General features: G+C 66.1%; 23 protein-coding genes. 7 read left to right on the forward strand and 16 right to left on the reverse strand.

Annotated elements, in window-relative coordinates; translation table 11 throughout:
• From IT41_RS09515 to moaA, 13 genes are all read right to left on the reverse strand, one after another.
• The gene (locus IT41_RS09515) at nucleotides 1-432 is read right to left on the reverse strand and encodes a thioesterase family protein (protein WP_036740653.1); all 432 of its coding nucleotides are present in this window, start codon (nucleotides 430-432) and stop codon (nucleotides 1-3) included.
• Nucleotides 429-1043, reverse strand: coding sequence for an NADH-quinone oxidoreductase subunit C (locus IT41_RS09520; RefSeq protein WP_036740655.1), 615 nt, complete (start codon nucleotides 1041-1043; stop codon nucleotides 429-431). The genes IT41_RS09515 and IT41_RS09520 overlap by 4 nt, the downstream gene beginning before the upstream one ends.
• A gap of 3 nt (nucleotides 1044-1046) precedes the next feature.
• Nucleotides 1047-1580, reverse strand: coding sequence for a NuoB/complex I 20 kDa subunit family protein (locus tag IT41_RS09525; protein ID WP_052081371.1), 534 nt, complete (start codon nucleotides 1578-1580; stop codon nucleotides 1047-1049).
• Nucleotides 1571-1936 carry an NADH-quinone oxidoreductase subunit A gene (locus IT41_RS09530; RefSeq protein WP_036740656.1) on the reverse strand — a complete coding sequence of 122 codons (366 nt, stop codon included), beginning with the start codon at nucleotides 1934-1936 and terminating at the stop codon, nucleotides 1571-1573. The genes IT41_RS09525 and IT41_RS09530 overlap by 10 nt, the downstream gene beginning before the upstream one ends.
• A gap of 167 nt (nucleotides 1937-2103) precedes the next feature.
• Entirely contained in the window at nucleotides 2104-2475 is a 372-nt protein-coding gene (locus IT41_RS09535; RefSeq protein ID WP_036740657.1) for a DUF4260 domain-containing protein, read from the reverse strand.
• A complete protein-coding gene (gene uvrA, locus IT41_RS09540) occupies nucleotides 2472-5324 on the reverse strand; it encodes an excinuclease ABC subunit UvrA (protein ID WP_036740659.1) in 2853 nt (950 codons plus the stop codon). Before uvrA ends, IT41_RS09535 begins: the two co-directional genes overlap by 4 nt.
• Nucleotides 5325-5420: 96 nt before the next feature.
• Nucleotides 5421-6188, reverse strand: coding sequence for an L-fucose dehydrogenase (locus tag IT41_RS09545; protein ID WP_036740661.1), 768 nt, complete (start codon nucleotides 6186-6188; stop codon nucleotides 5421-5423).
• An 82-nt stretch (nucleotides 6189-6270) separates the two neighbouring features.
• The gene (locus IT41_RS09550; protein WP_036740663.1) at nucleotides 6271-7218 is read right to left on the reverse strand and encodes an ABC transporter substrate-binding protein; all 948 of its coding nucleotides are present in this window, start codon (nucleotides 7216-7218) and stop codon (nucleotides 6271-6273) included.
• A gap of 43 nt (nucleotides 7219-7261) precedes the next feature.
• Nucleotides 7262-8266, reverse strand: a complete 1005-nt coding sequence (locus IT41_RS09555; RefSeq protein ID WP_052081372.1) for an ABC transporter permease — start codon at nucleotides 8264-8266, stop codon at nucleotides 7262-7264.
• On the reverse strand, nucleotides 8263-9768 hold the full coding sequence (locus IT41_RS09560; RefSeq protein WP_036740665.1) for a sugar ABC transporter ATP-binding protein: 1506 nt from the start codon (nucleotides 9766-9768) through the stop codon (nucleotides 8263-8265). The genes IT41_RS09555 and IT41_RS09560 overlap by 4 nt, the downstream gene beginning before the upstream one ends.
• Nucleotides 9765-10625, reverse strand: a complete 861-nt coding sequence (locus tag IT41_RS09565; protein WP_331435291.1) for an amidohydrolase family protein — start codon at nucleotides 10623-10625, stop codon at nucleotides 9765-9767. The genes IT41_RS09560 and IT41_RS09565 overlap by 4 nt, the downstream gene beginning before the upstream one ends.
• Before the next feature lie 143 nt (nucleotides 10626-10768).
• A complete protein-coding gene (locus IT41_RS09570) occupies nucleotides 10769-11212 on the reverse strand; it encodes an RbsD/FucU family protein (protein ID WP_036740668.1) in 444 nt (147 codons plus the stop codon).
• A 27-nt stretch (nucleotides 11213-11239) separates the two neighbouring features.
• On the reverse strand, nucleotides 11240-12247 hold the full coding sequence (moaA, locus tag IT41_RS09575) for a GTP 3',8-cyclase MoaA (RefSeq protein WP_036740670.1): 1008 nt from the start codon (nucleotides 12245-12247) through the stop codon (nucleotides 11240-11242).
• 138 nt (nucleotides 12248-12385) lie between these two features.
• On the opposite strand from moaA, the gene IT41_RS09580 reads away from it, so the two are divergent.
• Complete coding sequence (locus tag IT41_RS09580) at nucleotides 12386-12904, forward strand: hypothetical protein (RefSeq protein ID WP_036740672.1); 519 nt, start codon at nucleotides 12386-12388, stop codon at nucleotides 12902-12904.
• A gap of 96 nt (nucleotides 12905-13000) precedes the next feature.
• Here IT41_RS09580 and IT41_RS09585 read toward each other — a convergent pair whose 3' ends face one another.
• A complete protein-coding gene (locus tag IT41_RS09585) occupies nucleotides 13001-14494 on the reverse strand; it encodes a multicopper oxidase family protein (protein WP_036740674.1) in 1494 nt (497 codons plus the stop codon).
• Between the two features lie 651 nt (nucleotides 14495-15145).
• On the opposite strand from IT41_RS09585, the gene IT41_RS09595 reads away from it, so the two are divergent.
• From IT41_RS09595 to IT41_RS09605, 3 genes are all read left to right on the forward strand, one after another.
• A complete protein-coding gene (locus IT41_RS09595) occupies nucleotides 15146-16210 on the forward strand; it encodes an ABC transporter ATP-binding protein (RefSeq protein WP_036740723.1) in 1065 nt (354 codons plus the stop codon).
• Between the two features lie 105 nt (nucleotides 16211-16315).
• Entirely contained in the window at nucleotides 16316-17341 is a 1026-nt protein-coding gene (locus IT41_RS09600) for a Fe(3+) ABC transporter substrate-binding protein (RefSeq protein WP_036740678.1), read from the forward strand.
• 13 nt (nucleotides 17342-17354) lie between these two features.
• On the forward strand, nucleotides 17355-19064 hold the full coding sequence (locus IT41_RS09605; RefSeq protein ID WP_081967510.1) for an ABC transporter permease: 1710 nt from the start codon (nucleotides 17355-17357) through the stop codon (nucleotides 19062-19064).
• A gap of 70 nt (nucleotides 19065-19134) precedes the next feature.
• Here the strand turns inward: IT41_RS09605 and IT41_RS09610 are convergent, their stop codons facing one another.
• Nucleotides 19135-19917 (reverse strand): 3-hydroxybutyrate dehydrogenase, encoded by a 783-nt coding sequence (locus IT41_RS09610; protein WP_036740726.1) that lies wholly within the window; start codon nucleotides 19915-19917, stop codon nucleotides 19135-19137.
• A gap of 384 nt (nucleotides 19918-20301) precedes the next feature.
• Here IT41_RS09610 and IT41_RS09615 point away from each other — a divergent pair, with 384 nt between their 5' ends.
• From IT41_RS09615 to IT41_RS09620, 3 genes are read left to right on the forward strand one after another with little or no spacing between them, the layout of a single operon-like run.
• Nucleotides 20302-22155: an extracellular solute-binding protein gene (locus IT41_RS09615; protein WP_036740680.1), complete on the forward strand. Its 1854-nt coding sequence runs from the start codon at nucleotides 20302-20304 to the stop codon at nucleotides 22153-22155.
• A gap of 14 nt (nucleotides 22156-22169) precedes the next feature.
• On the forward strand, nucleotides 22170-22292 hold the full coding sequence (locus IT41_RS21870; protein ID WP_269429306.1) for a hypothetical protein: 123 nt from the start codon (nucleotides 22170-22172) through the stop codon (nucleotides 22290-22292).
• On the forward strand, nucleotides 22292-22624 hold the full coding sequence (locus IT41_RS09620) for a hypothetical protein (protein WP_036740682.1): 333 nt from the start codon (nucleotides 22292-22294) through the stop codon (nucleotides 22622-22624). Before IT41_RS21870 ends, IT41_RS09620 begins: the two co-directional genes overlap by 1 nt.
• A 152-nt stretch (nucleotides 22625-22776) precedes the next feature.
• Here the strand turns inward: IT41_RS09620 and xth are convergent, their stop codons facing one another.
• Entirely contained in the window at nucleotides 22777-23562 is a 786-nt protein-coding gene (xth, locus tag IT41_RS09625; protein ID WP_036740684.1) for an exodeoxyribonuclease III, read from the reverse strand.
• Nucleotides 23563-23583: the final 21 nt, after the last annotated feature.

The raw sequence follows: 23583 nt of genomic DNA on the forward strand, positions 1-23583 counted from the left end.
TCAGCCCTCCAGCCCGGCGGCGGCGCGTTTGGCGCCCAACCGGTCGTTGAATTTCGCGCTTTCGATCACGGCGCGGCGATGGCGGCCGGCGCCGATCCGGTCGATGCCGTCATGCGCCTCGACCCGGAACCAGATGAAGCGGCCGTCGATTTCCTCGACCTCGGTTTCCACGGTGACCACCTGCCCGGGCAGCGTCGGCGCCGAATGGTCGACATCGACATGGATGCCCAGCGAATCCTCGCCCTCGTCGTAATAGGGGCGAAGCTGCTCGACGCAGGCCCATTCCATCAGCCCGACCATCTTGGCCGTGGCGAACACCGCCGGCATGTCGGGAAATGCATTGCGGTCGGAAAACAGCGCCGGCACCGTATCGCCAGGCATGACCGTCATGCGAAAGCTGGCGCGGTCGCCCTGTTTCAGCCCCGGCCTCATGGCTTGCTCTCCGGCGCCTTCTCGTCACCGGGCAGGACGTATTTCGCGCCCTCCCATGGCGACAGAAAGTCGAACTGCCGATATTCCTGCACCAGATTCACCGGCTCATAGACCACGCGCTTCTCGAGATCGTTCCAGCGCACCTCGACATAGCCGGTGGTGGGGAAATCCTTGCGCAGCGGATGGCCGCGAAAGCCGTAATCGGTCAGGATGCGGCGCAGATCCGGATGGCCGGTGAAAAAGATCCCGAACATGTCGAAGATCTCGCGCTCATACCAGTTCGCCGCCGGAAAGACGCCGATCAGGCTGGGCACCAGCTCGTCCTCGCGGACCTTGATCTTCACGCGGATGCGCTGGTTCTGATACATCGACAGCAGGTGATAGACCACGTCGAACCGCGCCGGACGGGCCGGATGGTCGATGGCGGTGATGTCGATCAGCGTCGAAAAGCGGCAGCTGGGATCGTTACGCAGGAATTCGATCAGCGGCACGATGCCCGGAAGCGTCGCCTCGACCGTCAGTTCGCCAAAGGCGACCGCGGTACCCAGCACCTCGTCGGGGCGGCGCATCAGGATATGCTCGGCCAATTCGGCCAGGGTCTCGTCAGACATGGCTCACCTCACCAGCGTGCCGGTGCGCCGGATGCGGCGCTGGAGTTGCAGGATACCGTAAAGCAGCGCCTCGGCGGTGGGCGGGCAGCCGGGCACGTAGATATCCACCGGCACGATGCGGTCGCAACCGCGCACCACCGAATAGCTGTAATGATAATAGCCGCCGCCATTGGCACATGAGCCCATCGAGATGACATAGCGCGGCTCGGGCATCTGGTCATAGACCTTGCGCAGGGCCGGCGCCATCTTGTTGGTCAGCGTGCCCGCCACGATCATCAGATCCGACTGCCGGGGCGAGGCACGCGGCGCGGTGCCGAAGCGTTCGACATCGTAGCGCGGCATCGAGGTCTGCATCATCTCGACCGCGCAGCAGGCCAGCCCGAAGGTCATCCAGTGCAGGCTGCCATTGCGGGCCCAGTTGATGATGTCCTCGGTCGTGGTCAGCAGGAAGCCCTTGTCCTGCAATTCACGGTTCAGCTGGGTGGTCGCGACCTCGCGATCCGCGCCGGCGGTATTGGCCCCGGTCATCACGCCCATTCCAGCGCCCCCTTCTTCCATTCATAGGCAAAGCCCACGGTCAGGACGCCCAGGAACAGCAGCATGCCCCAGAAGGCGAGGCCGCTGAGATCGGCGAAATTCGTCGCCCAGGGGAACAGAAACGCCACCTCCAGGTCGAAGATGATGAACAGGATCGCCACCAGATAGAAACGCACGTCGAATTTCATCCGCGCGTCGTCAAAGGCGTTGAAGCCGCATTCATAGGCACTGACCTTTTCCGGATCCGGATTGCGCACGGCAAGCACCGCAGCGGCCAGAATCAGGATGATCGCCAGAGCCGAGGCCATTCCCAGAAAAACCAGGATCGGCAGGTATTCGTTCAGCAGGTATTCCACTGGGTTGGGCTCCCTATCACTCGTGGGACCCGATTGGCGTCCCGCGATGGGTTTGGCTAGGCGTGGGTTTAGTCGCGGATGCCGGTATGGTCAACGGTCCCGACCCGATTTACGCCGGGTCCGAGACATTCCTGCATGTCGCCGCGACCGCGGTCGGGCGACTGTTTTTATCGGCCTTCCCGACCGATCCGGCCCAGATGGGTATCCCGAAAGCCGGTATTCGCCTTGAGCCCGTAGCCAAGCGCCCGATCGGCACCGATATGGCTCAGCCACAGCCCGCCCGCGGCGATCAGCGCGGGTGCGCCGAAAGCCACCCCCACCACCATCGCCAGAAAGGGCAGCGCGTAGACATGCGCGAGATTATAGATGAAAGCGCCCGCCCGGGGACCGGCCAGATAGCCCGCCATCGACAGATCCGGCGCCAGCAGGATCGCGATCCAGACCGGCGCCGTCCAGCCCGGCCCGGCGAAAACCGCGATCAGCAGCCCGCCAAGCGCCAGCCCCGCCCCCTCGACCCGCTGCCAGGCGGTGGTGCTCATTCGGCGGCGCGGCTGCGCGCCGCATCCAGCATCGGCGCCAGATAGCGGCCGGTATGGCTTTCGGCGATGCCGGCGACATCCTCGGGCGTGCCGGTGGCGATGATCCGGCCGCCGCCATCGCCCCCCTCGGGGCCGATATCGATGATCCAGTCGGCGGTCTTGATCACGTCCAGATTATGCTCGATCACCACCACGGTATTGCCCTGTTCCACAAGGGAATGAAGGACTTCCAGCAACTTCCTCACATCCTCGAAATGCAACCCGGTGGTCGGCTCATCGAGGATATAGAGCGTCTTGCCGGTCGCCCGGCGCGACAGTTCCTTGGACAGTTTCACCCGCTGCGCCTCGCCGCCCGAAAGCGTCGTGGCCTGCTGGCCGACCTTGATATAGCCCAGCCCCACCTCGACCAGCGCATCCATCTTTTCGCGGATCGAGGGCACGGCGCGGAAGAATTCCTGCGCATCCTCGACCGTCATGTCCAGCACATCGGCGATGGATTTGCCCTTGAAGGTGACTTCCAGCGTCTCGCGGTTGTAGCGATGACCCTTGCAGGTCTCGCAGGTGACATAGACATCGGGCAGGAAATGCATCTCGATCTTGATGACGCCATCGCCCTGACAGGCCTCGCAGCGGCCGCCCTTGACGTTGAAGCTGAAGCGGCCCGGCTTGTAGCCGCGCGCCTTGGCCTCGGGCAGGCCGGCGAACCAGTCGCGGATCGGGGTAAAGGCGCCGGTATAGGTCGCGGGGTTACTGCGCGGCGTGCGGCCGATGGGGCGCTGGTCGATGTCGATCACCTTGTCCAGCAGCTCCAGCCCCTTGATGGTTTCGCAGGGCGCCGGGGTCTGGCGTGCGCCATTCAGCCGCAGGCTGGCGGTCTTGAACAGCGTCTCGATGGTCAGGGTCGATTTGCCGCCGCCCGAGACGCCGGTGACGCAGACGAACTTGCCCAGCGGAAACTCGGCAGTGACGTTTTTCAGGTTGTTGCCGGTGGCACCGACGACCTTGACCGACTTGCCATTGCCCTTGCGGCGCTTGGCCGGCACCGCGATTTCGCGCGCGCCAGAGAGGTATTGCCCGGTCAGGCTGCCCGGATCGGCGGCAATCTCGGCCGGGGTGCCGCGCGCGACCACCTGCCCGCCATGCACGCCCGCGCCGGGCCCCATGTCGAAAACGTAATCGGCATGGCGGATCGCATCCTCGTCATGCTCGACAACCAGCACCGAATTGCCCTGATCGCGCAACCCCTTGAGCGTCGAGAGCAGCCGGTCATTGTCGCGCTGATGCAGCCCGATCGAGGGTTCGTCCAGCACGTAAAGCACGCCGGTCAGCCCCGATCCGATCTGGCTCGCCAGCCGGATGCGCTGGCTTTCGCCGCCCGAAAGCGTGCCCGCCGCGCGGCTCAGCGTCAGATAGTCCAGCCCGACATTGACAAGAAAACCAAGACGTTCGCGGATTTCCTTGAGAATGGCGGCGGCGATTTCGTTTTTCTGTTTCGTCAGCTGCTTGGGCGCGTCCTCGATCCAGTTCAGCGCCTCGCGGATCGACAGTTCGGTGACATTGCCGATATGGCTGCCGGCGATCTTGACCGCCAGCGCCTCGGGTTTCAGGCGATAGCCGGCGCAACTGCCGCAGGGGCGGTTGTTCTGGTATTTCTCGAATTCCTCGCGCACCCAGGCGCTGTCGCTTTCGCGCAACCGGCGCTCCATGTTCGGGATGATGCCCTCGAACTGGCGGGTGACCTCGTAGACGCGGCCGGCATCGTCGAAGCGGAACGGGATCTCGTCCTTGCCCGAGCCGCGCAGGAACATCTCCTGCACCGCTTCGGGCAGATCCTTCCACGGGGTTTTCTTGTCGAAACCGTAATGCCTGGCCAGCGCGTTGACGGTCTGGGTCAGATAGGCCGATTTCGACTTGGCCCATGGCGCCAGCGCGCCCTGCGCCACCGACAGCGCAGAATCGGGCACGATCAGGCGTTCGTCAAAGAACAGCTCGACCCCCAGCCCGTCGCAGACCGGGCAGGCGCCGAAGGGCGCGTTGAAGGAAAACAGCCGCGGCTCGATCTCGGGGATGGTGAAGCCGCTGACCGGGCAGGCGAAGTTTTCGGAAAACGTGATCCGCTCGGGTTCGTCCGTCGCGGTTTCCAGCACGGCGATGCCATCGGCCAGATCCAGTGCGGTGCGGAAACTGTCGGCAAGGCGCGTCTCCATCCCCGCCCGCACGACGATGCGATCCACCACCACGTCGATATTGTGGCGGAATTTCTTGTCCAGAACGGGCGGTTCGTCCAGCTCGTGAAACGCGCCGTTCACCTTGACGCGCTGGAACCCCTGCTTGCGCAGTTCCAGGAATTCCTTGCGGTATTCGCCCTTGCGGTCGCGCACGATGGGGGCCAGCAGATAGGCGCGGGTGCCCTCCTCCATGGCCATGACGCGGTCCACCATGTCCTGGACCTGCTGCGCCTCGATCGGCAGGCCGGTGGCGGGGGAATAGGGCGTGCCGGCGCGGGCGAACAAAAGCCGCAGGTAGTCGTAGATTTCCGTGACCGTGCCGACGGTGGAACGCGGGTTCTTGCTGGTCGTCTTCTGCTCGATCGAGATGGCGGGCGACAGGCCGCTGATATGGTCCACATCCGGCTTGCCCATCATGTCGAGGAACTGCCGCGCATAGGCCGACAGGCTTTCGACATAGCGGCGCTGCCCCTCGGCATAGATCGTGTCGAAGGCCAGGCTGGACTTGCCCGAGCCCGACAGGCCGGTGATCACCACCAGCCGGTCGCGCGGAATGTCCAGATCCACGCCTTTCAGATTATGCTCGCGCGCGCCGCGAACCTCGATGAACTTCTGTTCCATCGTCACGCCCTGATTCCGCCAAGCGCATCAGATAGGCATGATGCGCGAAATGGCAACCGTTATTGAACATAACGCGAACATTTCCGCCGCGCCAGATCAGTCGCCGCCGATGGCGCGGTCCAGATGGGTATAGCCACCATCGGGAAACAGCCATTGCCCGGTCATGTGGCTGGCGCGCCCGGACAGCAGGAACAGGCAGCAATCGGCGATCTCGCGCGCGGTGGTCATGCGCCGGCCCAGCGGAATGCGCGAGGTGATCCGCCGCAGCGCCGCATCGGGATCGGGCAGGCTGTGCAGCCAGCGGTCGTAAAGCGGCGTCATCACCTCGGCCACGACGATGGCATTGACGCGGATGGCGTCGGGCAGGAACTCGACCGCCCATTCCCGCGTCAGGCCAAGCTGCGCCGCCTTGGCCGCGACATAGGCCGAGGTTCCCCCCTGCCCGGTCAGCGCCGTCTTCGAGGTGATATTGACGATGGCCCCGCGGCTGGCGCGCAGATCGTCGCGCAGCAGGTGGACCATGGTATAGTAATGGACAAGGTTCTGGTTCAGGCTGACGCGAAAGGCATCGGGCCCCTTGTCCAGCCCGATGCCGTCATTCGCGCCGGCATTGTTCACCAGCCCGTGCACCGCCGCGTGACGGTCGCGGACCTGCGCGATGGCGGCGCGACAGGCGGCATCGTCGGACAGTTCGGCCATGACGAAATCCGCGCCGTGCCGGGCCAGCCAGTCCGCATCCGGCCGGCGCCGGGCGATGATGACGGGGTGCGCGCCCTCTTCGGCCAGAGCCTCGGTGATGCCTGCGCCGATGCCCGAGGCGCCGCCGGTCACGATCACCGTCTTTCCTTGCAGATCCAGATCCATCCCGGCCTTTCCGCGACAGTTTCCGCCATATCGGTCCCTGAACGGCCGGGGGCCGTAGCGGCCCCCGGCAGGCGCTCAGGACCTAGTCGTAAAGCACCGCCGCGATTTCCGGCGCATCGATATTCGACTTGTCATACCAGTAGAAGCCGGTGTCGATGCTGGCCTGAACCTGCTCGCCCCGGGCGGCGGCGACGGCGGCCTTGACGGTCTCGTAGCCGATGCCGACCGGGTTCTGGGTGATCGCGCCCGCCATGCGCCCGTCGCGGATCGCATCGGTCTGCGCCTTGCCGGAATCATAGCCCACGATCACCACGTCCGAGGCGCCCGCCTCGGTCACGCCATTGACCACGCCGATGGCCGAGCCCTCGTTGGTGCCGAAAATCCCCTTGAGATCGGGATTGGCGGTCAGCAGCGCCTTGGTGATCTCGGTCGATTTCAGATGGTCGCCGCCGCCATATTCGATGGCCACGATCTCGACATCGGGATGCGCCTCTTTCATGCGGTTGACGAAGCCGTCGCGCCGGTCGACGCCGGTGCGCGAGGTCTGGTCATGCGCGACCACCGCCACCTTGCCCGCGCCGCCGATCAGTTCCGCCAGCTTGTCGGCGGCCATCGCGGCGGCGGCGATATTGTCGGTCGCCGCCAGCGCCACCGGGATATCGCTGTCCACGCCCGAGTCGAAGGCGATGACCGGAATCCCCGCCTCCTGCGCCTGGCGCAGCTGCGGGATCGCGGCCTGACTGTCCAGCGCGGCAAAGCCGATGGCGGCGGGCTTGTTGGCCAGCGCCGCGGCCAGCATGTCCAGCTGCTTGTCCACCTGGGTTTCGTTATCCGGCCCCTCGAAGCTGACATTGACGCCCAGTTCCTCGCCCGCCTTGTCGGCGCCGGCCTTCACCGCCTGCCAGAACTGATGCTGGAACCCTTTCGAGATCAGCGGGATATACATCGCATCCTGCGCCGAGGCAGAGGTGGCCATGCCGGCCAGCGACAGCGCGGCGACCGCGCCGAGCAGGTTTCTTCTGGTGAACATCGTGTTTCCTCCCATGCTGTTCACTTCTTATTCGGGCCTTGTATCAGCCCTGACTTGCTTTGCGCCGACGCAACTGGTCGGCATAGACCGCAACGATGATGATCGCGCCGGTGACCACCGTCTGCCATTCCGGCGCGACCGACAGCACCCGCAGCCCGTTGGTCAGCACCGACATGATCAGCGCCCCGATCAGCGTCCCCAGGATCGTGCCCCGGCCGCCCGCAAGGCTGGTGCCGCCGATGACCACGGCGGCGATCGCCTCGAGCTCATAGCCCAGGCCGAGCGCCGGCTGGGCCGAGTTGAGACGGCTGGAGATCAGCAGCCCGCCGATGCCCACGATGCCACCGGCCAGCGCATAGATCGCCATCTTCCAGGCATCGGTATTGACACCCGAAAGCCGCACCGCCTCTTCGTTCGAGCCAAGCGCGAAAGTATAGCGCCCCAGCACCGTGCGCCCCAGGATCCAGGCCGTCACCGCCGCCACCAGAAACAGGATCAGCACGCCGTTGGGCAGCGGCAGGCCGGGGATCAGCGCCCCGACGACCGAGCCCTGCGCGATCTGCGTGAAGCCCGGCGTGTCGTTGAAATAAATCGGTTTGGTGCCGGTCACGATCAGCGACAAGCCCTTGAGCATCAGCATCATGCCCAGCGTCGCGATAAAGGGCGGGATCTTCATCCTGGCCACGAACATCCCCGAGACCAGCCCGCAGGCCGCGCCGGTGCCGATCGCGGTCAGCACGCCAAGGATCAGCGGCATTCCCGCCCAGGTCAGCACGACGCCGGTCATCACCGCGCAAAAGGTCATCAGCGTGCCGATCGACAGGTCGATCCCGCCGGTAATGATGATCAGCGTCACCCCCACCGCCAGCACCCCGTTGACCGAGGTGGCCTGCAGGATCGCCATGATGTTCGAGACCTGAAAGAAATTCGGGCTGGCCAGCGAAAAGCCGATGACCAGCGCGATCAGGCTGGCAAATGCCAGCAGCATCTGCCGCGCGGCACCGCTGCGGCGCTGTTGCGCGGGTATCGTCGCCTGTGTCCCGGTCATTCCGCCGCCATCCCCTCGCGCCGCGTGGCCAGCGCCATGATCCGTTCCTGGCTGGCGCCGCCCGGCAGGATCCCGGTCAGCCGCCCCTCGCACATGACGGCGATGCGATGCGACAGGCGCAGCAGTTCGGGCAATTCGCTGGAGATCACGATGATCGCCTTGCCCTGCCCGGCCAGATCGGCAAGCAGGCGATGGATTTCCGCCTTGGCGCCGACATCGATGCCGCGCGTCGGCTCGTCGAAGATCAGGATGTCGCAATCGCGCAGCAGCCATTTCGCGATCACCACCTTTTGCTGGTTGCCGCCCGAAAGCAGCCGCACCTCTTGCCGGTCATGCGGTGTACGGATGCTGAGCATGTCGATGTAACGGTTTGAAACCGCTGCCAGTTCCTGCTCGTCGATGCGGCCCAGCCGGTCGGTATAGCGGGCCAGGCTGGCCAGCGCGATATTGGCGCGCACATCCATGCCAAGCGCCAGGCCGTAATGCTTGCGATCCTCGGACAGGTAGCCGATCCCGGCGCGGACCGCATCGGCGGGGCTGCGGATGGTCACCGGGCGGCCATGCACGATGATCTCGCCGGACTCGGGTGGCTCGGCGCCGAAGATCGCGCGGGCCAACTCGGTCCGGCCGGCGCCCATCAGGCCGGCAAAGCCCAGTATCTCGCCCCGTTTCAGGCTGAAGCTGACATCCCGCACCTCGCGCCCGCGGGTGATGCCGCGCAGCTCCAGCGCGCATTCGGCTGCGCTCAGGTCGGGGATGGCGACCGGCTCGTCCACCAGTTCGCGGCCGACCATCATCGCGATGATCTGCGCGATCGGCGTCTCGGCGGCCTGGACCGTGCCGACCGTCGCGCCGTCGCGCATCACCGTCACCCGGTCCGCGATGCGCCGGATCTCGTCCATCTTGTGGCTGATATAGATGATGCCGACGCCTTCGGCGCGCAGGCGGCGGATGATGGTGAACAGCTCGGCGATCTCGCTGTCGTTCAGCGCGGCGGTCGGCTCGTCCATGATCAGCACGCGCGAGCGAAAGGACAGCGCCTTGGCGATCTCGACCATCTGCTGGCGCGCGATGGTCAGCGCGGCGACCGGCGCGCGCGGATCCATCGCCACGTTCATGCCCCGGAAGATCGCCGCCGCATCGGCGTTCAGCCGCGCCTCGTCGATGCGGCCAAGGGACAGGCGCGGCTCGCGTCCGATCCAGATGTTCTGGGCCACGTTCAGGTCGCGCATCAGCGCCAGTTCCTGATGGATGATGCCGATGCCCAGATCCTGCGCGGCGCGGGGATTGGGCAGGGCCACCGCGGCGCCGTCGATCAGGATGCGGCCGCCATCGGGCTGATAGACGCCGGACAGGCATTTCATCAGCGTCGATTTTCCGGCGCCGTTTTCGCCCATCAGGGCATGAACCTCGCCGGCGCGCAGGTCGAAATCGACCGCGCGCAGGGCATGCACGCCGGGAAAGCGCTTGTCGATCCCCTGCATGCGGACCAGATCGCTCATGCCGCCAGACCGTAGAAGCGCGCGGCATTGCCGCCCATGATCGCCGCGCGTTCCGAGGGCGACAGATCCGCCAGCAGCGCCTGCGTCAGATCGCGCCATTCGTCATAGCTTGCGGCCAGCGTCACGACCGGCCAGTCGCTGCCCCAGATCAGCCGTTCCGGTCCGAACCAGTCCAGCAGCCGCGCGAGGATCGGGCGCAGCGCCGGCAAGGGGTCGCGCAGCTCCTCGGGCGAGAGCTCGGTCAGCAGGCCCGAGAGCTTGCAATGCACATGCGGGATCGCGGCCAGCGCCGCCATGCCCCGCTCCCAGTCCTCGCCCCGGTCGGGCTGCGGCTTGGCGGCATGATCGATGACCAGCGGCAGATCGTCGCGCCGCGCGGCAAAGCGCGCCAGCATCGGCAGATGCCGCGCCGTAACCAGCGCATCGAAACGCAGCCCGAGCCGGACCAGAGCCGCCAGCGCCCGGGGGTTGACGGCGGTCTCGAGCCAATCGGGATCGGCGATGTCCTGCAGCATGGGACGGATGCCGCGCAGCGCGGGATTGTCCGCCCGTTCGCAAAGCAGGCCGGCGGCGCCCGGATCGCCCAGATCGACCCAGCCGACAACACCGGCGATGCGCGAATCGCCCTTGGCAAGCGAGAGCAGGAAATCCGTCTCGGCCAGGCTCGGCGCGGCCTGCACGACGATCAGCCGCGCCGCGCCCGGATAATCGGGCGGCAGAAAGTCGCGCCGGATCGGCGCCAGCGCCGCGCCGCCGCTCTCCAGCCAGCCATAATCCCCGCGCGCGATACGCCAGAAATGGCAATGAGCATCAATGACTTGTATCGCCTCCCCTCCCCGGTTGCGATATCCCGCCAGCCGCCGCTAGGGCGACCGGACAGCAGCGACGCCGGCGGCTCGGGCCTTCGCCCCGGGTCCGGCAGCGCCGCTCTCCTGTGGGTCAGGCTATCCAGATCACGATGCCCGAGGCAAGAAAAACCCGGCGAGTTCCCTGAAGCGGATCAGGCCGGGTCCGGGGCGATGACACCCTTGCGCAGGATGAAATTGCCATAGGGGCGCGGCTCGGCGCTGCGCAGCACCGCGAAAGCCGCCCGCGCGCGGCGGTAAAAGTCGAACCGCTCCAGCGCGGCGGGGGTGACGTCCTGGGCGGTCAGCAGCGGCAGCGCCTCGGCCACCACCTCGGGCATGGCGGCGGCATCGCCCACCACCTGCATGGTCAGCACCGGATCGGGTTCATGGCGATCCAGAGGGATCAGCGACAGCACCGCCCGCAAGGCCCGGACGGCATCGCAATCGATGCGCAGCGCGGCACCGTACACGGTCTGCCTAGCGACGGAAACGGCCGGAAAATTCGCGTCCGCGATGACAAGCTCATCGCCATGCCCCATCTGCGCCAGCACGCGCAGCAGGTCGGGGCTGATCAGCGGGTCGATTCCCTTCAGCATATGGCGCCCCCTGGCGTTGCGGTCCCGTCAGCCGCCGGTATGGCTCATGAAGCGGCTCACCTGACCGCTGACATGGCGGCGGGAATAGTCGAAATCATGCCCCTTGGGCTTGCGCGAGATCGCCTCGCGGATGGCGGCGCGCACGACCGCATCGTCATCGCTGGCGCGCAGGGGCGCGCGCAGATCGGCGCGATCCTCCTGGCCCAGACACATGAACAGCTCGCCCGTGCAGGTCAGCCGGACGCGGTTGCAGCTTTCGCAGAAATTATGCGTCAGCGGCGTGATGAAGCCGATCTTCTGGCCGGTTTCCTCAAGCCGCACATAGCGCGCCGGGCCGCCGCTGCGCTCGGTCAGAGGGGTCACGCTATAGCGCTCTTCCAGCAGCTTGCGCAGATCCGACAGCGCCCAATACTGGTCCAGCCGCTGCTCCTCGCCCATCTCGCCCATCGGCATGACCTCGATAAAGGTCAGGTCATGGCCCTGTTCGGCGCACCAGTTGGTCAGGGTGAAAAGCTCATCCTCGTTGAAGCCCTTCAGCGCGACGGCGTTGATCTTGACCCGCAGCCCGGCGGCGCGGGCGGCCTCGATCCCATCGAGCACCTGCGGCAGCCGGCCCCAGCGGGTGATCGCGGCAAAGCGGTCGGCATCCAGCGTATCCAGCGACACATTGACCCGCCTGACGCCGCAGGCCGCCAGTTCCGGGGCAAAGCGCGCAAGCTGGCTGCCATTCGTGGTCAGCGTCAGCTCGTCCAGACCCTGGCCCAGATGGCGCGACATGGCGCGAAAGAATTCCATGATATTGCGCCGCACCAAGGGCTCGCCGCCGGTCACGCGCAGCTTGCGGACACCAAGCCCGACAAAGGCCGAGCACAGCCGGTCCAGTTCCTCCAGCGTCAGCAGGTCGCGCTTGGGCAGGAACTGCATATGCTCGGCCATGCAATAGGTGCAGCGGAAATCGCAGCGATCCGTCACCGAAACCCGCAAATAGGTGATCGGGCGGGCAAAGGGATCGACAAGTGGCGTGGCGGCGTTCATCACAACAAGATATGCGCCTGCCGCAATCCGCACAAGTCAGCCGACGTTGATACTGTCGTAACCATAATGGCAGGTGATGGTGGACAGCGCGGGTCGGACTTCGCTAGCCTGCGCGCGGATCACATGATGAGGCCCCGCATGACCGCGCCCGCTCTTCGTATCGCCTGCGCCCTGTCGCTGCTGGCGCTGACCGCCTGCACCACGGCCGGCACGGGTTCCGGCACGGCGCCGCCAGCGGCGCCGAAAACGCCCGGCGCTTCCGCCAGCAGCGAGGATGTCGCCAGCGCCGCTGTCACGCCGGTTCTGACCGCCGCGCCCCCCTCGCCGGCAGCGCGGACGGCGGCCGAATTCGACACCACGTCGCGCGCGCAAAAGGCCGACGCCGCCGCCCCGCCGGTCGCGGCCGAGCGCAGGCTGGGCAGCACCATCGCCTCGCTGGGCGATCCATCGGTGCCCGGCTTCTGGGTCAAGACGCCGCTGGTCCGCTCCGAGGTTCAGGGACGCATCCTGAACCCGGCCAACGGCAAATCCGCCAAGGTGCGCCTGATTCCGCTGGCCGGGCCGGCCAGCGCCGGCAGCCAGGTTTCCCTGCCCGCGCTGCAACTGATCGGCGTCAGCCTGACCGACCTGCCGATGATCGAGGTCTATGAAAGCTGATCCGGCAAGGCCGGGCAGCCGGCAATATGGCCCGCGATCCAAGGCGCAAGGCTGATGCCGACGGGGCGCCCGTGACAGGCGCCCCGTCGCGCGGGATCAGCCCGGGGCGAATACCGCGAACTCTGTCATCATCCCATTGGCCAGATGCGGCATGTGGTGGCAGTGCAGCATCCAGCGCGCCGCCTCTCCGGCATCCAGCACGACGTCGATCATCGCCATCGGCGGCACATAGACCGTATCGCGCAGCGCGCCCTGCATCTGACGGCCATTCAGCCCCACGACCTGGAACATATGCCCGTGAAGATGCATCGGGTGCCCCATCATCGACATATTGTGAAACGACAGCATGACGCGTTGGCCGCTGCGCGCGCTGACCGGGCGGTGCCGGCCCCAGACCGCGCCGTTGATCGTCCAGACATAGGGGTCCATCGTGCCGCCCAGCATCACCATCTGCCGTTCCCCGACCGGCCGTTCGGGCAGGGGCTCCAGCGCGACCAGACGCGATTCCTGCGCCAGATCCCGGTCAAAGGCGGGGGCCTCGGTCCCGGCCAGCCCGTCGAGGCGCCTGATTTCCGCGCCCGGCGTGGCCAGGATCAGGCCGGTACGCTCGCGCGCGCCCTCGCGCAAGGCGAGGATCGGCCAGGCGCCGCCCTTGGCGGGCAGGTCTATTTCCAGATCGAGCCGCTGGCCCATGGCCAGCCCGAACCGGGTTCCGGCCACCGGCTGAACCGCATGCCCGTCCACCGCGACCAGCCGGGTCCGGGCAATCCCGGTCTCGATCCAGAAGACCGTGGCGGCGGCGCCGTTGACCACCCGCAGGCGAATCCGGCCGCCGCGCTCGACCGGCACCACCTCCGGGTCCGACAGCGTGCGGTCATTGGCAAGATAGGCGTCCCAGTCATAGTCGTTCAGATCCATGGCCATGTCGCCCATGCCCGGCATCCCGTTCATGCCCGGCATCCCGTTCATCGGCATTCCCTGCATCGGCATCCCTTCCATCGGCATCCCGCCCATGCCCGGCATCGCCTGCCCGCCGGAAGCCTCCTCGCCATGTCCGCCGACGATCTCGGCCATCACCTCCTCGGGCGGGGTGAACGCGAAATCATGCAGGAACATGACCACTTCCTGCCGGTCCGCGCTGAGATCCTCGGCCGTCCGCACGATCAGCGGCGCGGCCAGAAGCTGCATCTCCTGAATCGGGATATGGCTGTGCATCCAATGCGTTCCGGGCAAGGCCTCGAAATCATAGGCACGGGTTTCACCGGGCTTCAGGGGCGGCATCGGCATGTCCGGCACGCCATCCTGCGCATTGGGCGGGATCTGGCCGTGCCAGTGAACGATCGTCTCGACGTCAAGATCATTGGTCAGATCGACACGAAACCTCTGGCCGGGATCCAGGACAAGGCCCTGGCCGCCGGGGCCGCCGAGGCCAAAGACACGGGCCGCGCGGCCGTCGATGTCGAGCGTCCGGCTGGCGGCGGACAGCCTGATCGGCATTGCCGCCTGCGCCGCCGCCCGGCGCGGCAACTGCGCCGCGGCGAGCGTGGCGGCGCCTGCGGCAAGAAAGCCGCGTCGTGAAAATGCATGCATGATTGTCTCCTTGGGACATCCGGTCCCTCTGATGCGATAACGGCAGGCCACAGGCCTTCGCCCGGGCGCGATCACAAGGGACGGTTCCTGGGAGGGCGGTCGTTCAATTCGGGCGCCCGGCCCGGAAAGCTCTCTGCCCGGGGCAAGGCGTAGACAGGGCCGGATCGGTCGCGCCCGATTTCCGCCTGGGGCGCCGTCAGGGTCACTGAAAGACCGGCGCAGACAAGCTTGCAGCCTCCGATATCGGGCGCATGGCATTGCCGCTGGGCATGGCAGGAAACCTTGGCGTCCGCGGCGACCTGCACCGCCGCAGACGGATGGGCCACCTGATCCGAAACCGGGCTCATGCGAAGCGCATGCGCCGGACTGACCGCCGTAACGACAGAGATTGTCAGGATCGCAAGCAGGGTGACCAGGCGCACAAGCATGACGCGAAAAATACCCCCGGCCCGCGCCCTTGTCCATTGCCCGGCCTACACAACGGCGTCAGGATCGCCCCCGGATGGCGCAGCGCGACGACGGATCGCAGGCGGGCCAAGCGCCGCCGGCGCGAATTGCATTGTTCACGCCCCCGGCGTAGGGGTAGGAACCCTGATGATGTCCGCCACGACCGCCCGGCCGCGCGCGGACGGATGCCCGGAGTCGCGCAGAATGTCCCAGACCCAGCCCCCCGCGCTGCAACTCGAGCGGATCTCGCGCCGGTTCGGCAGTCACGCCGTTCTGTCGGACATCACGCTTTCCGTGCCGCCGGGGCGGATCACCTGCCTGCTGGGGGAATCCGGCTGCGGCAAGTCGACATTGCTGCGGCTGATCGCGGGCATCGACCGGCCCGATGGCGGCACGATCGATCTGGGCGGCCGGCGCATCGTCGGGCCGGGCCGGTTCACCGAACCGGAAGCGCGCCGGATCGGCTTCATGTTCCAGGACTACGCCCTGTTTCCGCATCTGAGCGTCGAGGAGAACCTGGCATTCGGCCTGCAGAAACTCAGCCGCGACGCGCAGCGCGCCTGCACCGCCGAAATCGCGCAGCGGATCGGCATCACGCATCTTCTCGGGCGCTATCCGCATTCGCTTTCGGGCGGCGAGCAGCAGCGCACCGCGCTGGCCCGCGCGCTGGCGCCGCAGCCCGAGATCCTGCTGATGGACGAGCCGTTTTCGAATCTCGATCAGGGGCTGCGCGAGCGCGTCCGCCGCGAGACGCTGGAGATCCTGCGCCAGCTGGGCACCACCGCCATTCTGGTCACCCATGACCCGCAAGAGGCGCTGGCGGTCGGCGACCTGATCGTGCTGATGCGTCAGGGCCGCATCGAACAGGTCGGCACCCCGTTCGACATCTATGACCGCCCGCATTCGAGCTATGCGGCCGAGTTCATGGGACCCTGCAACCGGCTGGCCGGGATCTGGCATCAGGGCCAGATCGAAACCCCGATCGGCCGGTTCGCCACCGATCTGTGCCTGCCCGACGGGACCGCCGCGCTGGCCTGCATCCGGCCGCAGGCGCTGTCTATCGCGCCGGACGGCGGTGGCATATCGGCCCGCATCGTCTCCAAGACCTTTCTCGGCGAAAGCGAGCAGATCGAAATCAGCGTGCATCCGCTGTTCGAGCCGCTGCGCATGCACAGCCATGAACGCATCCCGATGGCGGTCGGCGACAAGGTCGGCCTGCTGCTGAACGGCGCCCAGATCCATGTCTTTGAACAGTCACAGGCGGAATAGGCCGCCGCTTCACGCTTGCGTAAGTTGACAAAAACTCTAGGTCAACCTAACCCGGTCAAGGGCTAACGCATTGACGCATAGCCGGATTTCAACAGGAGTTCTGACATGACGCAATCGACCCATCTGACGCGCGCGATCCTGGCGGGTGCGGCAATGATCGCAGGTGCCGGAGCGGTTTCGGCCGATGAGCTGAACCTTTACACCTCGCGCGAGCCGGGCCTGATAGAGCCGCTTCTCGCAGCCTTCACCGAGGCGACGGGAACCACGGTCAACACGGTGTTCCTCAAGGACGGGATGGCCGAGCGGGTCGCCGCCGAGGGCGAGGCCTCGCCGGCCGATGTGCTGATGGCGGTGGATGTCGGCAATATGGTCGATCTGGTCGAGAAAGGGCTGACCCAGCCCGTCGAATCCGAGGTCCTGGCCGCGGCGATCCCGGAGAACCTGCGCGATCCGGGCAATCAGTGGTTCGCGCTGTCCACCCGCGCCCGCGTCGTCTATGCCGCCCGGGATCTCGAGCTTCAGGCGATCACCTACGAAGAACTCGCCGATCCGAAATGGAAGGGCCGGCTCTGCATCCGCTCGGGCCAGCATCCCTATAATACCGGCCTGTTCTCGGCCTATATGGCCCATCACGGCGCCGAAGCGACCGAGACATGGCTGCAAGGCGTCAAGGCGAACCTTGCCCGTCAGGCGGGCGGCGGCGACCGCGACGGAGCCCGGGACATCCTGGGCGGCATCTGCGATATCGCGGTGGCCAATTCCTATTATGTCGGCCGGATGGTCTCGGGCGATGGCGGCGATGAGCAAAAGGCCTGGGGCGATGCGATCAAGGTCATCCTGCCGACCTTCGAGGGGGGCGGCACGCATGTGAACATCAGCGGCGCCGCGGTGGCGAAAAACGCCCCCAACCGGGACGAGGCGGTCGCGCTGCTGGAATTCCTGGTGTCCGACGAGGCCCAGAAGATCTATGCCGAAGCGAATTACGAACACCCGGTCAAGGCCGGCGTGCCGCTGGATCCGATCGTCGCGGGCTTTGGCAACATGACCGTGGACAGCGTGCCGCTGACCGAGATCGTGACCTATCGCAAGCAGGCCAGCGAACTGGTCGACAAGGTCGGCTTCGACAATTGACGCCGGCCGCCGCATGGTAAGCCCGGACGAACCGCATGCGCCGGCGCCGCCTCTCGCGGCATCGCCGGCGGACGGGTTCAGGCCCTCCCGTTTCGGCGGGAGGGTCTGGATCATTCTGTGCTTCGCGATTTCCGGCCTGGTCCTGCTGCCGGTGCTAGCGCTGTTGTGGCAGGCGATGCGCGGCTCGGACGGGCTGTGGTCGCATCTGGCGGCGAATGTCCTGCCGCATGCGATTTCCCAGACGGTCACGCTGCTGGCCGGGGTGGGCGTGCTGGTCGCGGTGATCGGGACCGGCTGCGCCTGGCTGGTGACGGCCTATGATTTCCGCGGCCGCAGGGTGCTGGAATGGGCGCTGCTGCTGCCGCTTTCCGTGCCGACCTATATCGTCGCCTATGCCTATCTGGACCTGCTGCACCCGCTGGGTCCGGTGCAGGGGCTGGTCCGCGCCATGCTGGGCTATGACAGCCCGCGCGAATTCCGGCTGCCGGATATCCGCTCGATGACCGGGGCGATCATCCTGCTCAGCCTGGTTCTCTACCCCTATGTCTACCTGCCGGTGCGCGCGATGTTCATGACCCAGGCCGCCAATCTGGTCGAGGTGTCCCGCGCCCTTGGCACCACGCGCGGACAGGTCTTCCGGCGGGTGGCGCTGCCGCTGGCGCGCCCCGCCATTGCCGTCGGCGTCAGCCTGGCGCTGATGGAGACGCTGAACGATATCGGCGCGTCCGAATTCCTGGGCGTCCGCTCGCTGACCATCTCGGTCTACACGACCTGGGTCACGCGATCCGATCTGCCGGGGGCGGCGCAGATCTCGCTTGCCATGCTGGTGCTGGTGGTCGCGCTGATCTCGTTCGAGCGATGGGCGCGCAGGCGCCAGCGCTATTCGACCAGCGCCCAGCGTCACCGCAGGTTCGCGCCGCGCCGGCTGCGCGGCGGCGCCGGCATGATCGCCCTTGGCCTTGGCGCGCTGCCGGTGGTGCTGGGCTTTCTGACGCCGGCCCTGTTCCTTGCCACCGAGGCATGGCGGCGTTTCCGCTTTGCCGGCCTGTCGGACAGCCTGATCGTCGAGGCGCGCAATACCTTCCTGCTCGCGGCCATCGCCACCTTCGCGGTGCTGGCCTGCGGCATCACCGTCGCCTATGCCGCCCGCGCCTTTCCACGCCGCGGCGTCCTGATCGCGCAGCGTGTCGCCACGCTGGGCTATGCGATGCCCGGCACGGTGCTGGCAATCGGGATCCTCGTGGTCGTCGCCGGTCTGGATCGCTGGATCGACAGCACGGCGCAGCGATGGTTCGGGGTCTCGACCGGGCTGATCTTCATCGGCTCGGGGGCCGCGCTCGGCTATGCCTATCTGGCGCGCTTCCTCGCCATCTCGGTCGGCTCGGTCGAGGCCGGATTCAGCCGCATTTCACAGAGCTACGACCACGCGGCCCGCACCCTGGGCAAGGGCGTCACCGGAACGCTCTGGCAGGTGCACCTGCCGCTGTCGCACGGCGCAATCGCGGCGGCCGGCCTGCTGGTCTTTGTCGATTGCATGAAGGAGCTTTCGGCGACGCTGCTGCTGCGGCCGCTGAATTTCGAGACCCTGGCCACGCATCTTTACGCCGAGGCCGCGCGCGGCACCTATGAGGATGCCGCCCTGGCCGCGCTGGCGATCGTGTTGGTCGGATTGTTGCCCGTGATGCTGCTGGCGCGGGTCGGGCGCGCGGCGGACAGGACCTGACGCGTTCCGGGCGGCATCCGAAACACCGCGCCCCGGCCTGCCGGGGCGCAATGGTTACGGCTGTCGCGGGTCAGAGCGCGGTCCAGCCGCCATCGACCGAAATGCTGGTCCCGGTGATCTGATCGGCGGCCGGAGAGCACAGGAATACGGCCGTGCCGCCCATCTGCGCGACCGTGGCGAATTCCCCCGAGGGCTGGCGATCCAGCATGACCTTGGCGATCACGTCCTCGCGGCTCATGCTGTGGGTCTTCATCTGGTCGGGGATCTGCTTTTCGACGATGGGCGTCAGCACATAGCCCGGGCAGATGGCGTTGCAGGTGATCGGTTCGCGCGCGGCCTCCAGCGCGGTGACCTTGGTCAGGCCGATAATGCCGTGCTTGGCGGCCACATAGGCCGATTTGAAGGGCGAGGCCGTCAGACCATGGGCCGAGGCGACATTGATCACCCGCCCCCAGCCCGCCTTGCGCATCATCGGCAGCGCCACGGCCGTGGTGTGAAAGGCCGAGGACAGGTTGATCGCGATGATCGCGTCCCATTTCTCGGCCGGGAAATCGGGAATCGCCGCGACATGCTGGATGCCGGCATTGTTCACCAGGATATCGCAGACGCCGGCCTTTTCGATCAGCGCCCGGCACTGGTCCGGCTTGGACATGTCGGCCTGGATATAGCGGACCTTCACGCCATGTTCGCCGGCCAGGCTTTCGGCCAGGGCGTGATCCTCGTCCGCGTCGGTAAAGCTGTTGAGCACGATATCGGCGCCGGCCCGCGCCAGTTCCTGCGCGACCCCCAGACCGATCCCCGAATTCGAGCCCGTCACGATCGCCGTCTTGCCGCCAAGAAATTTCTCGAACATCGCTGCCTCCGGATGCATGTGTCGCGGTTTCGGCGGCAGCATGGGGAAAAAGCCGGGGCGGCACAAGGGCGGGTCCGGTTCCGGGGCGCGCATGTCCCGGCAGGTCCCGAAACATTTTTACGTGATCGATTCTGACGACCGCGTGCGGCGGCACCGACCGGCACCCTTACTCCAAGCACCTGCAATCGCGAAAGAAAAAAGCGCCCGCACGAGGCGGGCGCAAGTCATGAGGCAGGTTTCATACAGGCAAGAAACCTATCGAGCAGTGCTTTATCTATACGCTTTTCCCCCCCCGAGTCCAAGGCGTAAGTTTGCCTCGTGGTGAACGGCGGGCTAATCTGCCGGCAAACAACACCAGCGACCCGGAAATCAGGGCAATCGAGCATGCGATTCTGCAAAATCACCAGTAAATCCGCGTTCTGGCGGCGATTCACCTTATGCGTGTGTGTTGCATACTTGCCGCTGGCAAGTTCCGCTGAACCCATGCATGCCATTGCAATGTATGGGAAACCCGCGCTCGAACCGGGTTTTTCGCACCTGCCCTATACCAATCCGCAGGCGCCCAAGGGCGGCACGATTCGCCTTGCCGAAACCGGATCGTTCGATTCGCTCAACCCCTGGATCCTGATGGGCAATCCGGTCTGGCCGATCTACACCCAGCCCGGCATGCTGACGGAATCGCTGATGACGCGCTCGATCGACGAGCCGTTCACGCTTTACGGCCTGCTGGCGGAAAGCGTCGAGACGGACCCCGGACGCGGCTGGGTCGAATTCACCCTGCGGCCGGAGGCGCGTTTTTCCGACGGCTCTGCGGTCACCATCGAGGATGTGATGTGGTCCTATGAGACGCTGGGCACGCGGGGCCATCCCCGCTACAGCGCCGTCTGGGACAAGGTCGAAAAGATGGAGCAGACCGGCCCGCGCTCGGTCCGCTTTACCTTCAACACCGCCGACCGGGAACTGGCGCTGCTGATGGGCATGCGGCCGATCCTGAAAAAGGCGCAATGGCAGGACAGGGATTTCAGCCAGTCCGGGCTGATGGTGCCTATCGGCTCGGGGCCCTATGTCATCGACCGGGTCGATCCGGGCCGCATGATCAGCTTTCGCCGCAATCCCGATTACTGGGGGCGCGATCTGCCGGTAACGCAGGGGACCGGCAATTTCGACGAGATCCGCTTTGACTATTTCGCCGATGCCTCGACCATGTTCGAGGCCTTCAAGGCCGGCGAGATCGATGTCTGGCGCGAGCTGGTCGCCGCCCGCTGGGACCGCGATTTCGACTTTCCCGCCATGCGCGAGGGCCGGATCGAGAAATCCGAGATCGCGCATGGCCGCCCTTCGGGGATCATCGGTCTGGTGATGAACACGCGAAACCCGCTATTCGCGGACTGGCGGGTGCGGCAGGCGATGATCGAGGCCTTCAATTACCGCTTCATCAACATGACGCTGTCGGGCGGCAAGGATCCGCGCATCACCAGCTATTTCTCGAATTCCGAACTGGCGATGCAGCCCGGCCCGGCGACCGGACGCGTGGCCGAGCTTCTGGCGCCCTTTGCCGGCGAATTGCCGCCCGGCACGCTGGAAGGCTATGCCCTACCCAAGGGGGGCGAGCGCGCCGTCGATCGCCGGGGCATCAGCGCCGCGCTGCGACTGCTGGCCGAGGCTGGCTGGAAGGTGCAGGATGGCGAGCTGCGCGACGACCGGAACCAGCCCTTCAGCTTCGAGATATTGCTGAACCAGTCGGGCAGCGCCATGCGCACCAGCGCCGAGACCCGGCAGATCGTGAATATCTTCGTGGAATCGCTGCGCAACCTGGGCATCCGGCCCCGGGTCACGCTGCTCGACCCGGCGCAATATGTCGAGCGCACGAACAATTACCAGTTCGACATGACCTGGTACGAGCGCGGCCTGTCGCTTTCGCCCGGCAATGAGCAGCTGCTGTATTGGGGCGCGAATGGCGTGACGCAGACCGGCAGCAAGAACTGGATGGGCATGACTTCGCCCGCCGCCGAGGCGATGATCGCCGAAATGGGCCGGGCGCGCACCTATGAGGACTATCTGGCCGCGGTCCGGGCGCTGGACCGGATCCTGACCGCCGGGCGTTATGTCATTCCGGTCAGCTATTCGCGGATTTCCCGCTTGGCGCATGGGGCAAGTCTGGATTATCCTGAAAACACGCCGCTTTACGGTGACTGGCCAGGGTTCATGCCGGACATCTGGTGGCAGGAGAGGAAGTAATGAGATTAAGCCGGATGGCAATCGTAATGGCCGTTCTAGCACTGGCCGCATGCAACACCGTCGCCGGAGTGGGTGAGGATATCACCGGGGCGGCGCGCACGGTCCAGGGCGGCATGGGCGGCTCGGGAGGTTACTGATGAAATGGGTTCATGTCCGCGACAACTGGCCCGCCTTTTTCGAGGCGATCACCGAAAAATGGCCCGAGGCCGATGAGGTCGAGCTGGAAGAGATCGACGGCGATCAGCGCGCCTTCATCGCCTATATCGCCGAGATCTCGGGGCAGGCGCCCGAAGAGGCCCGCGACGAGATCCGCGAATGGCTGGCCGGAGAGATCCCCTCGGACATCATTATGGACCCGATCCACGACAATCATTCGATCGCGCTGTCGTCGAAATATGTCGGCGAGGGCGAGGATGAATATGATGACGATGCCCGTTTCGGCGACGACGGCGACGAGCGCGACGACTAGCCTTTCCGGCGCGGCACCCGCTGGACCGGATCGGCGATGCACCTGTCCGGCGCGGCCGGGCTGATGGCAGGGTCGACGATCAGACCCATGCAACGGATGCCGGATGGCGGGCCGATAGCTGAGCGGTGAGAAACAAGGCCCTCTGTCGCGTCTCAGGCGTCGAGATCGACCCAGACCGGCACATGATCGCTGGGCTTGTCCTTGGCGCGTTCCTCGCGATCGATGCCCAGATCGATCATCAGATCGGCGGCCTGGGGCGACAGCAGGACATGGTCGATGCGGATGCCGTTGTCCTTTTGCCAGGCGCCGGCCTGATAGTCCCAGAAGGTAAAGGGGCCGCGCGGGCTGTCGGGTTCGCGCAGGCGGACGGCATCGGTCCAGCCGTCGAAAAGGATCCGGCGCAGGGCGCCGCGGCTTTCGGGCTGAAACAGCGCGTCATCCGTCCATTTCTCGGGATGGGCGGCGTCGCGGGGCTCGGGGATGACATTGTAATCGCCCAGCATCACCACCGGCATTTCGTCGGCAAGGAAACCCTGCGCATGTCGGTGCAGCCGCTGCATCCAGCCCAGCTTGTAGTCGAATTTCGGCCCCGGCTGCGGATTGCCGTTCGGCAGATAGAGCCCGGCCACGCGGATGGCGCGCCGGCCCGCCACCGTCGCCTCGATCCAGCGCGCCTGTTCGTCGCCGTCATCGCCCGGCAGGCCGCGCCTCACGTCCTCGAGCGGCAGTTTCGACAGGATCGCCACGCCGTTGAAGCTTTTCTGGCCGTGAACCTCGATATTGTAGCCCAGATCGGCGATCGGCTCGTAGGGAAAGCTTTCGTCCTGGGTCTTGATTTCCTGCAGCACCACGACATCGGGCTGCGCCCCGGACAGCCAGCCGGTCAGCGTCTCGATACGGGCGCGGATGCCGTTGATATTGAATGTCGCGATCTTCATGGGCGCGAGACTAGCCGCGCG

The organism is Paracoccus halophilus (assembly GCF_000763905.1).
In the GTDB taxonomy this organism is placed as follows: domain Bacteria; phylum Pseudomonadota; class Alphaproteobacteria; order Rhodobacterales; family Rhodobacteraceae; genus Paracoccus; species Paracoccus halophilus.

Coding starts and splice junctions, on each gene's coding strand:
- IT41_RS09595 (WP_036740723.1), top strand. CDS start 15,146: ATGTCCCAGACCCAGCCCCCCGCGCTGCAACTCGAGCGGATCTCGCGC.
- IT41_RS09535 (WP_036740657.1), bottom strand. CDS start 2,475: ATGAGCACCACCGCCTGGCAGCGGGTCGAGGGGGCGGGGCTGGCGCTT.
- IT41_RS09605 (WP_081967510.1), top strand. CDS start 17,355: ATGGTAAGCCCGGACGAACCGCATGCGCCGGCGCCGCCTCTCGCGGCA.
- moaA (WP_036740670.1), bottom strand. CDS start 12,247: ATGAACGCCGCCACGCCACTTGTCGATCCCTTTGCCCGCCCGATCACC.
- IT41_RS09610 (WP_036740726.1), bottom strand. CDS start 19,917: ATGTTCGAGAAATTTCTTGGCGGCAAGACGGCGATCGTGACGGGCTCG.
- IT41_RS09620 (WP_036740682.1), top strand. CDS start 22,292: ATGAAATGGGTTCATGTCCGCGACAACTGGCCCGCCTTTTTCGAGGCG.
- IT41_RS09600 (WP_036740678.1), top strand. CDS start 16,316: ATGACGCAATCGACCCATCTGACGCGCGCGATCCTGGCGGGTGCGGCA.
- IT41_RS09580 (WP_036740672.1), top strand. CDS start 12,386: ATGACCGCGCCCGCTCTTCGTATCGCCTGCGCCCTGTCGCTGCTGGCG.
- uvrA (WP_036740659.1), bottom strand. CDS start 5,324: ATGGAACAGAAGTTCATCGAGGTTCGCGGCGCGCGCGAGCATAATCTG.
- IT41_RS09585 (WP_036740674.1), bottom strand. CDS start 14,494: ATGCATGCATTTTCACGACGCGGCTTTCTTGCCGCAGGCGCCGCCACG.
- IT41_RS09550 (WP_036740663.1), bottom strand. CDS start 7,218: ATGTTCACCAGAAGAAACCTGCTCGGCGCGGTCGCCGCGCTGTCGCTG.
- IT41_RS09525 (WP_052081371.1), bottom strand. CDS start 1,580: ATGGGCGTGATGACCGGGGCCAATACCGCCGGCGCGGATCGCGAGGTC.
- IT41_RS09615 (WP_036740680.1), top strand. CDS start 20,302: ATGCGATTCTGCAAAATCACCAGTAAATCCGCGTTCTGGCGGCGATTC.
- IT41_RS09570 (WP_036740668.1), bottom strand. CDS start 11,212: ATGCTGAAGGGAATCGACCCGCTGATCAGCCCCGACCTGCTGCGCGTG.
- IT41_RS09515 (WP_036740653.1), bottom strand. CDS start 432: ATGAGGCCGGGGCTGAAACAGGGCGACCGCGCCAGCTTTCGCATGACG.
- IT41_RS09560 (WP_036740665.1), bottom strand. CDS start 9,768: ATGAGCGATCTGGTCCGCATGCAGGGGATCGACAAGCGCTTTCCCGGC.
- IT41_RS09555 (WP_052081372.1), bottom strand. CDS start 8,266: ATGACCGGGACACAGGCGACGATACCCGCGCAACAGCGCCGCAGCGGT.
- IT41_RS21870 (WP_269429306.1), top strand. CDS start 22,170: ATGGCAATCGTAATGGCCGTTCTAGCACTGGCCGCATGCAACACCGTC.
- IT41_RS09520 (WP_036740655.1), bottom strand. CDS start 1,043: ATGTCTGACGAGACCCTGGCCGAATTGGCCGAGCATATCCTGATGCGC.
- IT41_RS09545 (WP_036740661.1), bottom strand. CDS start 6,188: ATGGATCTGGATCTGCAAGGAAAGACGGTGATCGTGACCGGCGGCGCC.
- xth (WP_036740684.1), bottom strand. CDS start 23,562: ATGAAGATCGCGACATTCAATATCAACGGCATCCGCGCCCGTATCGAG.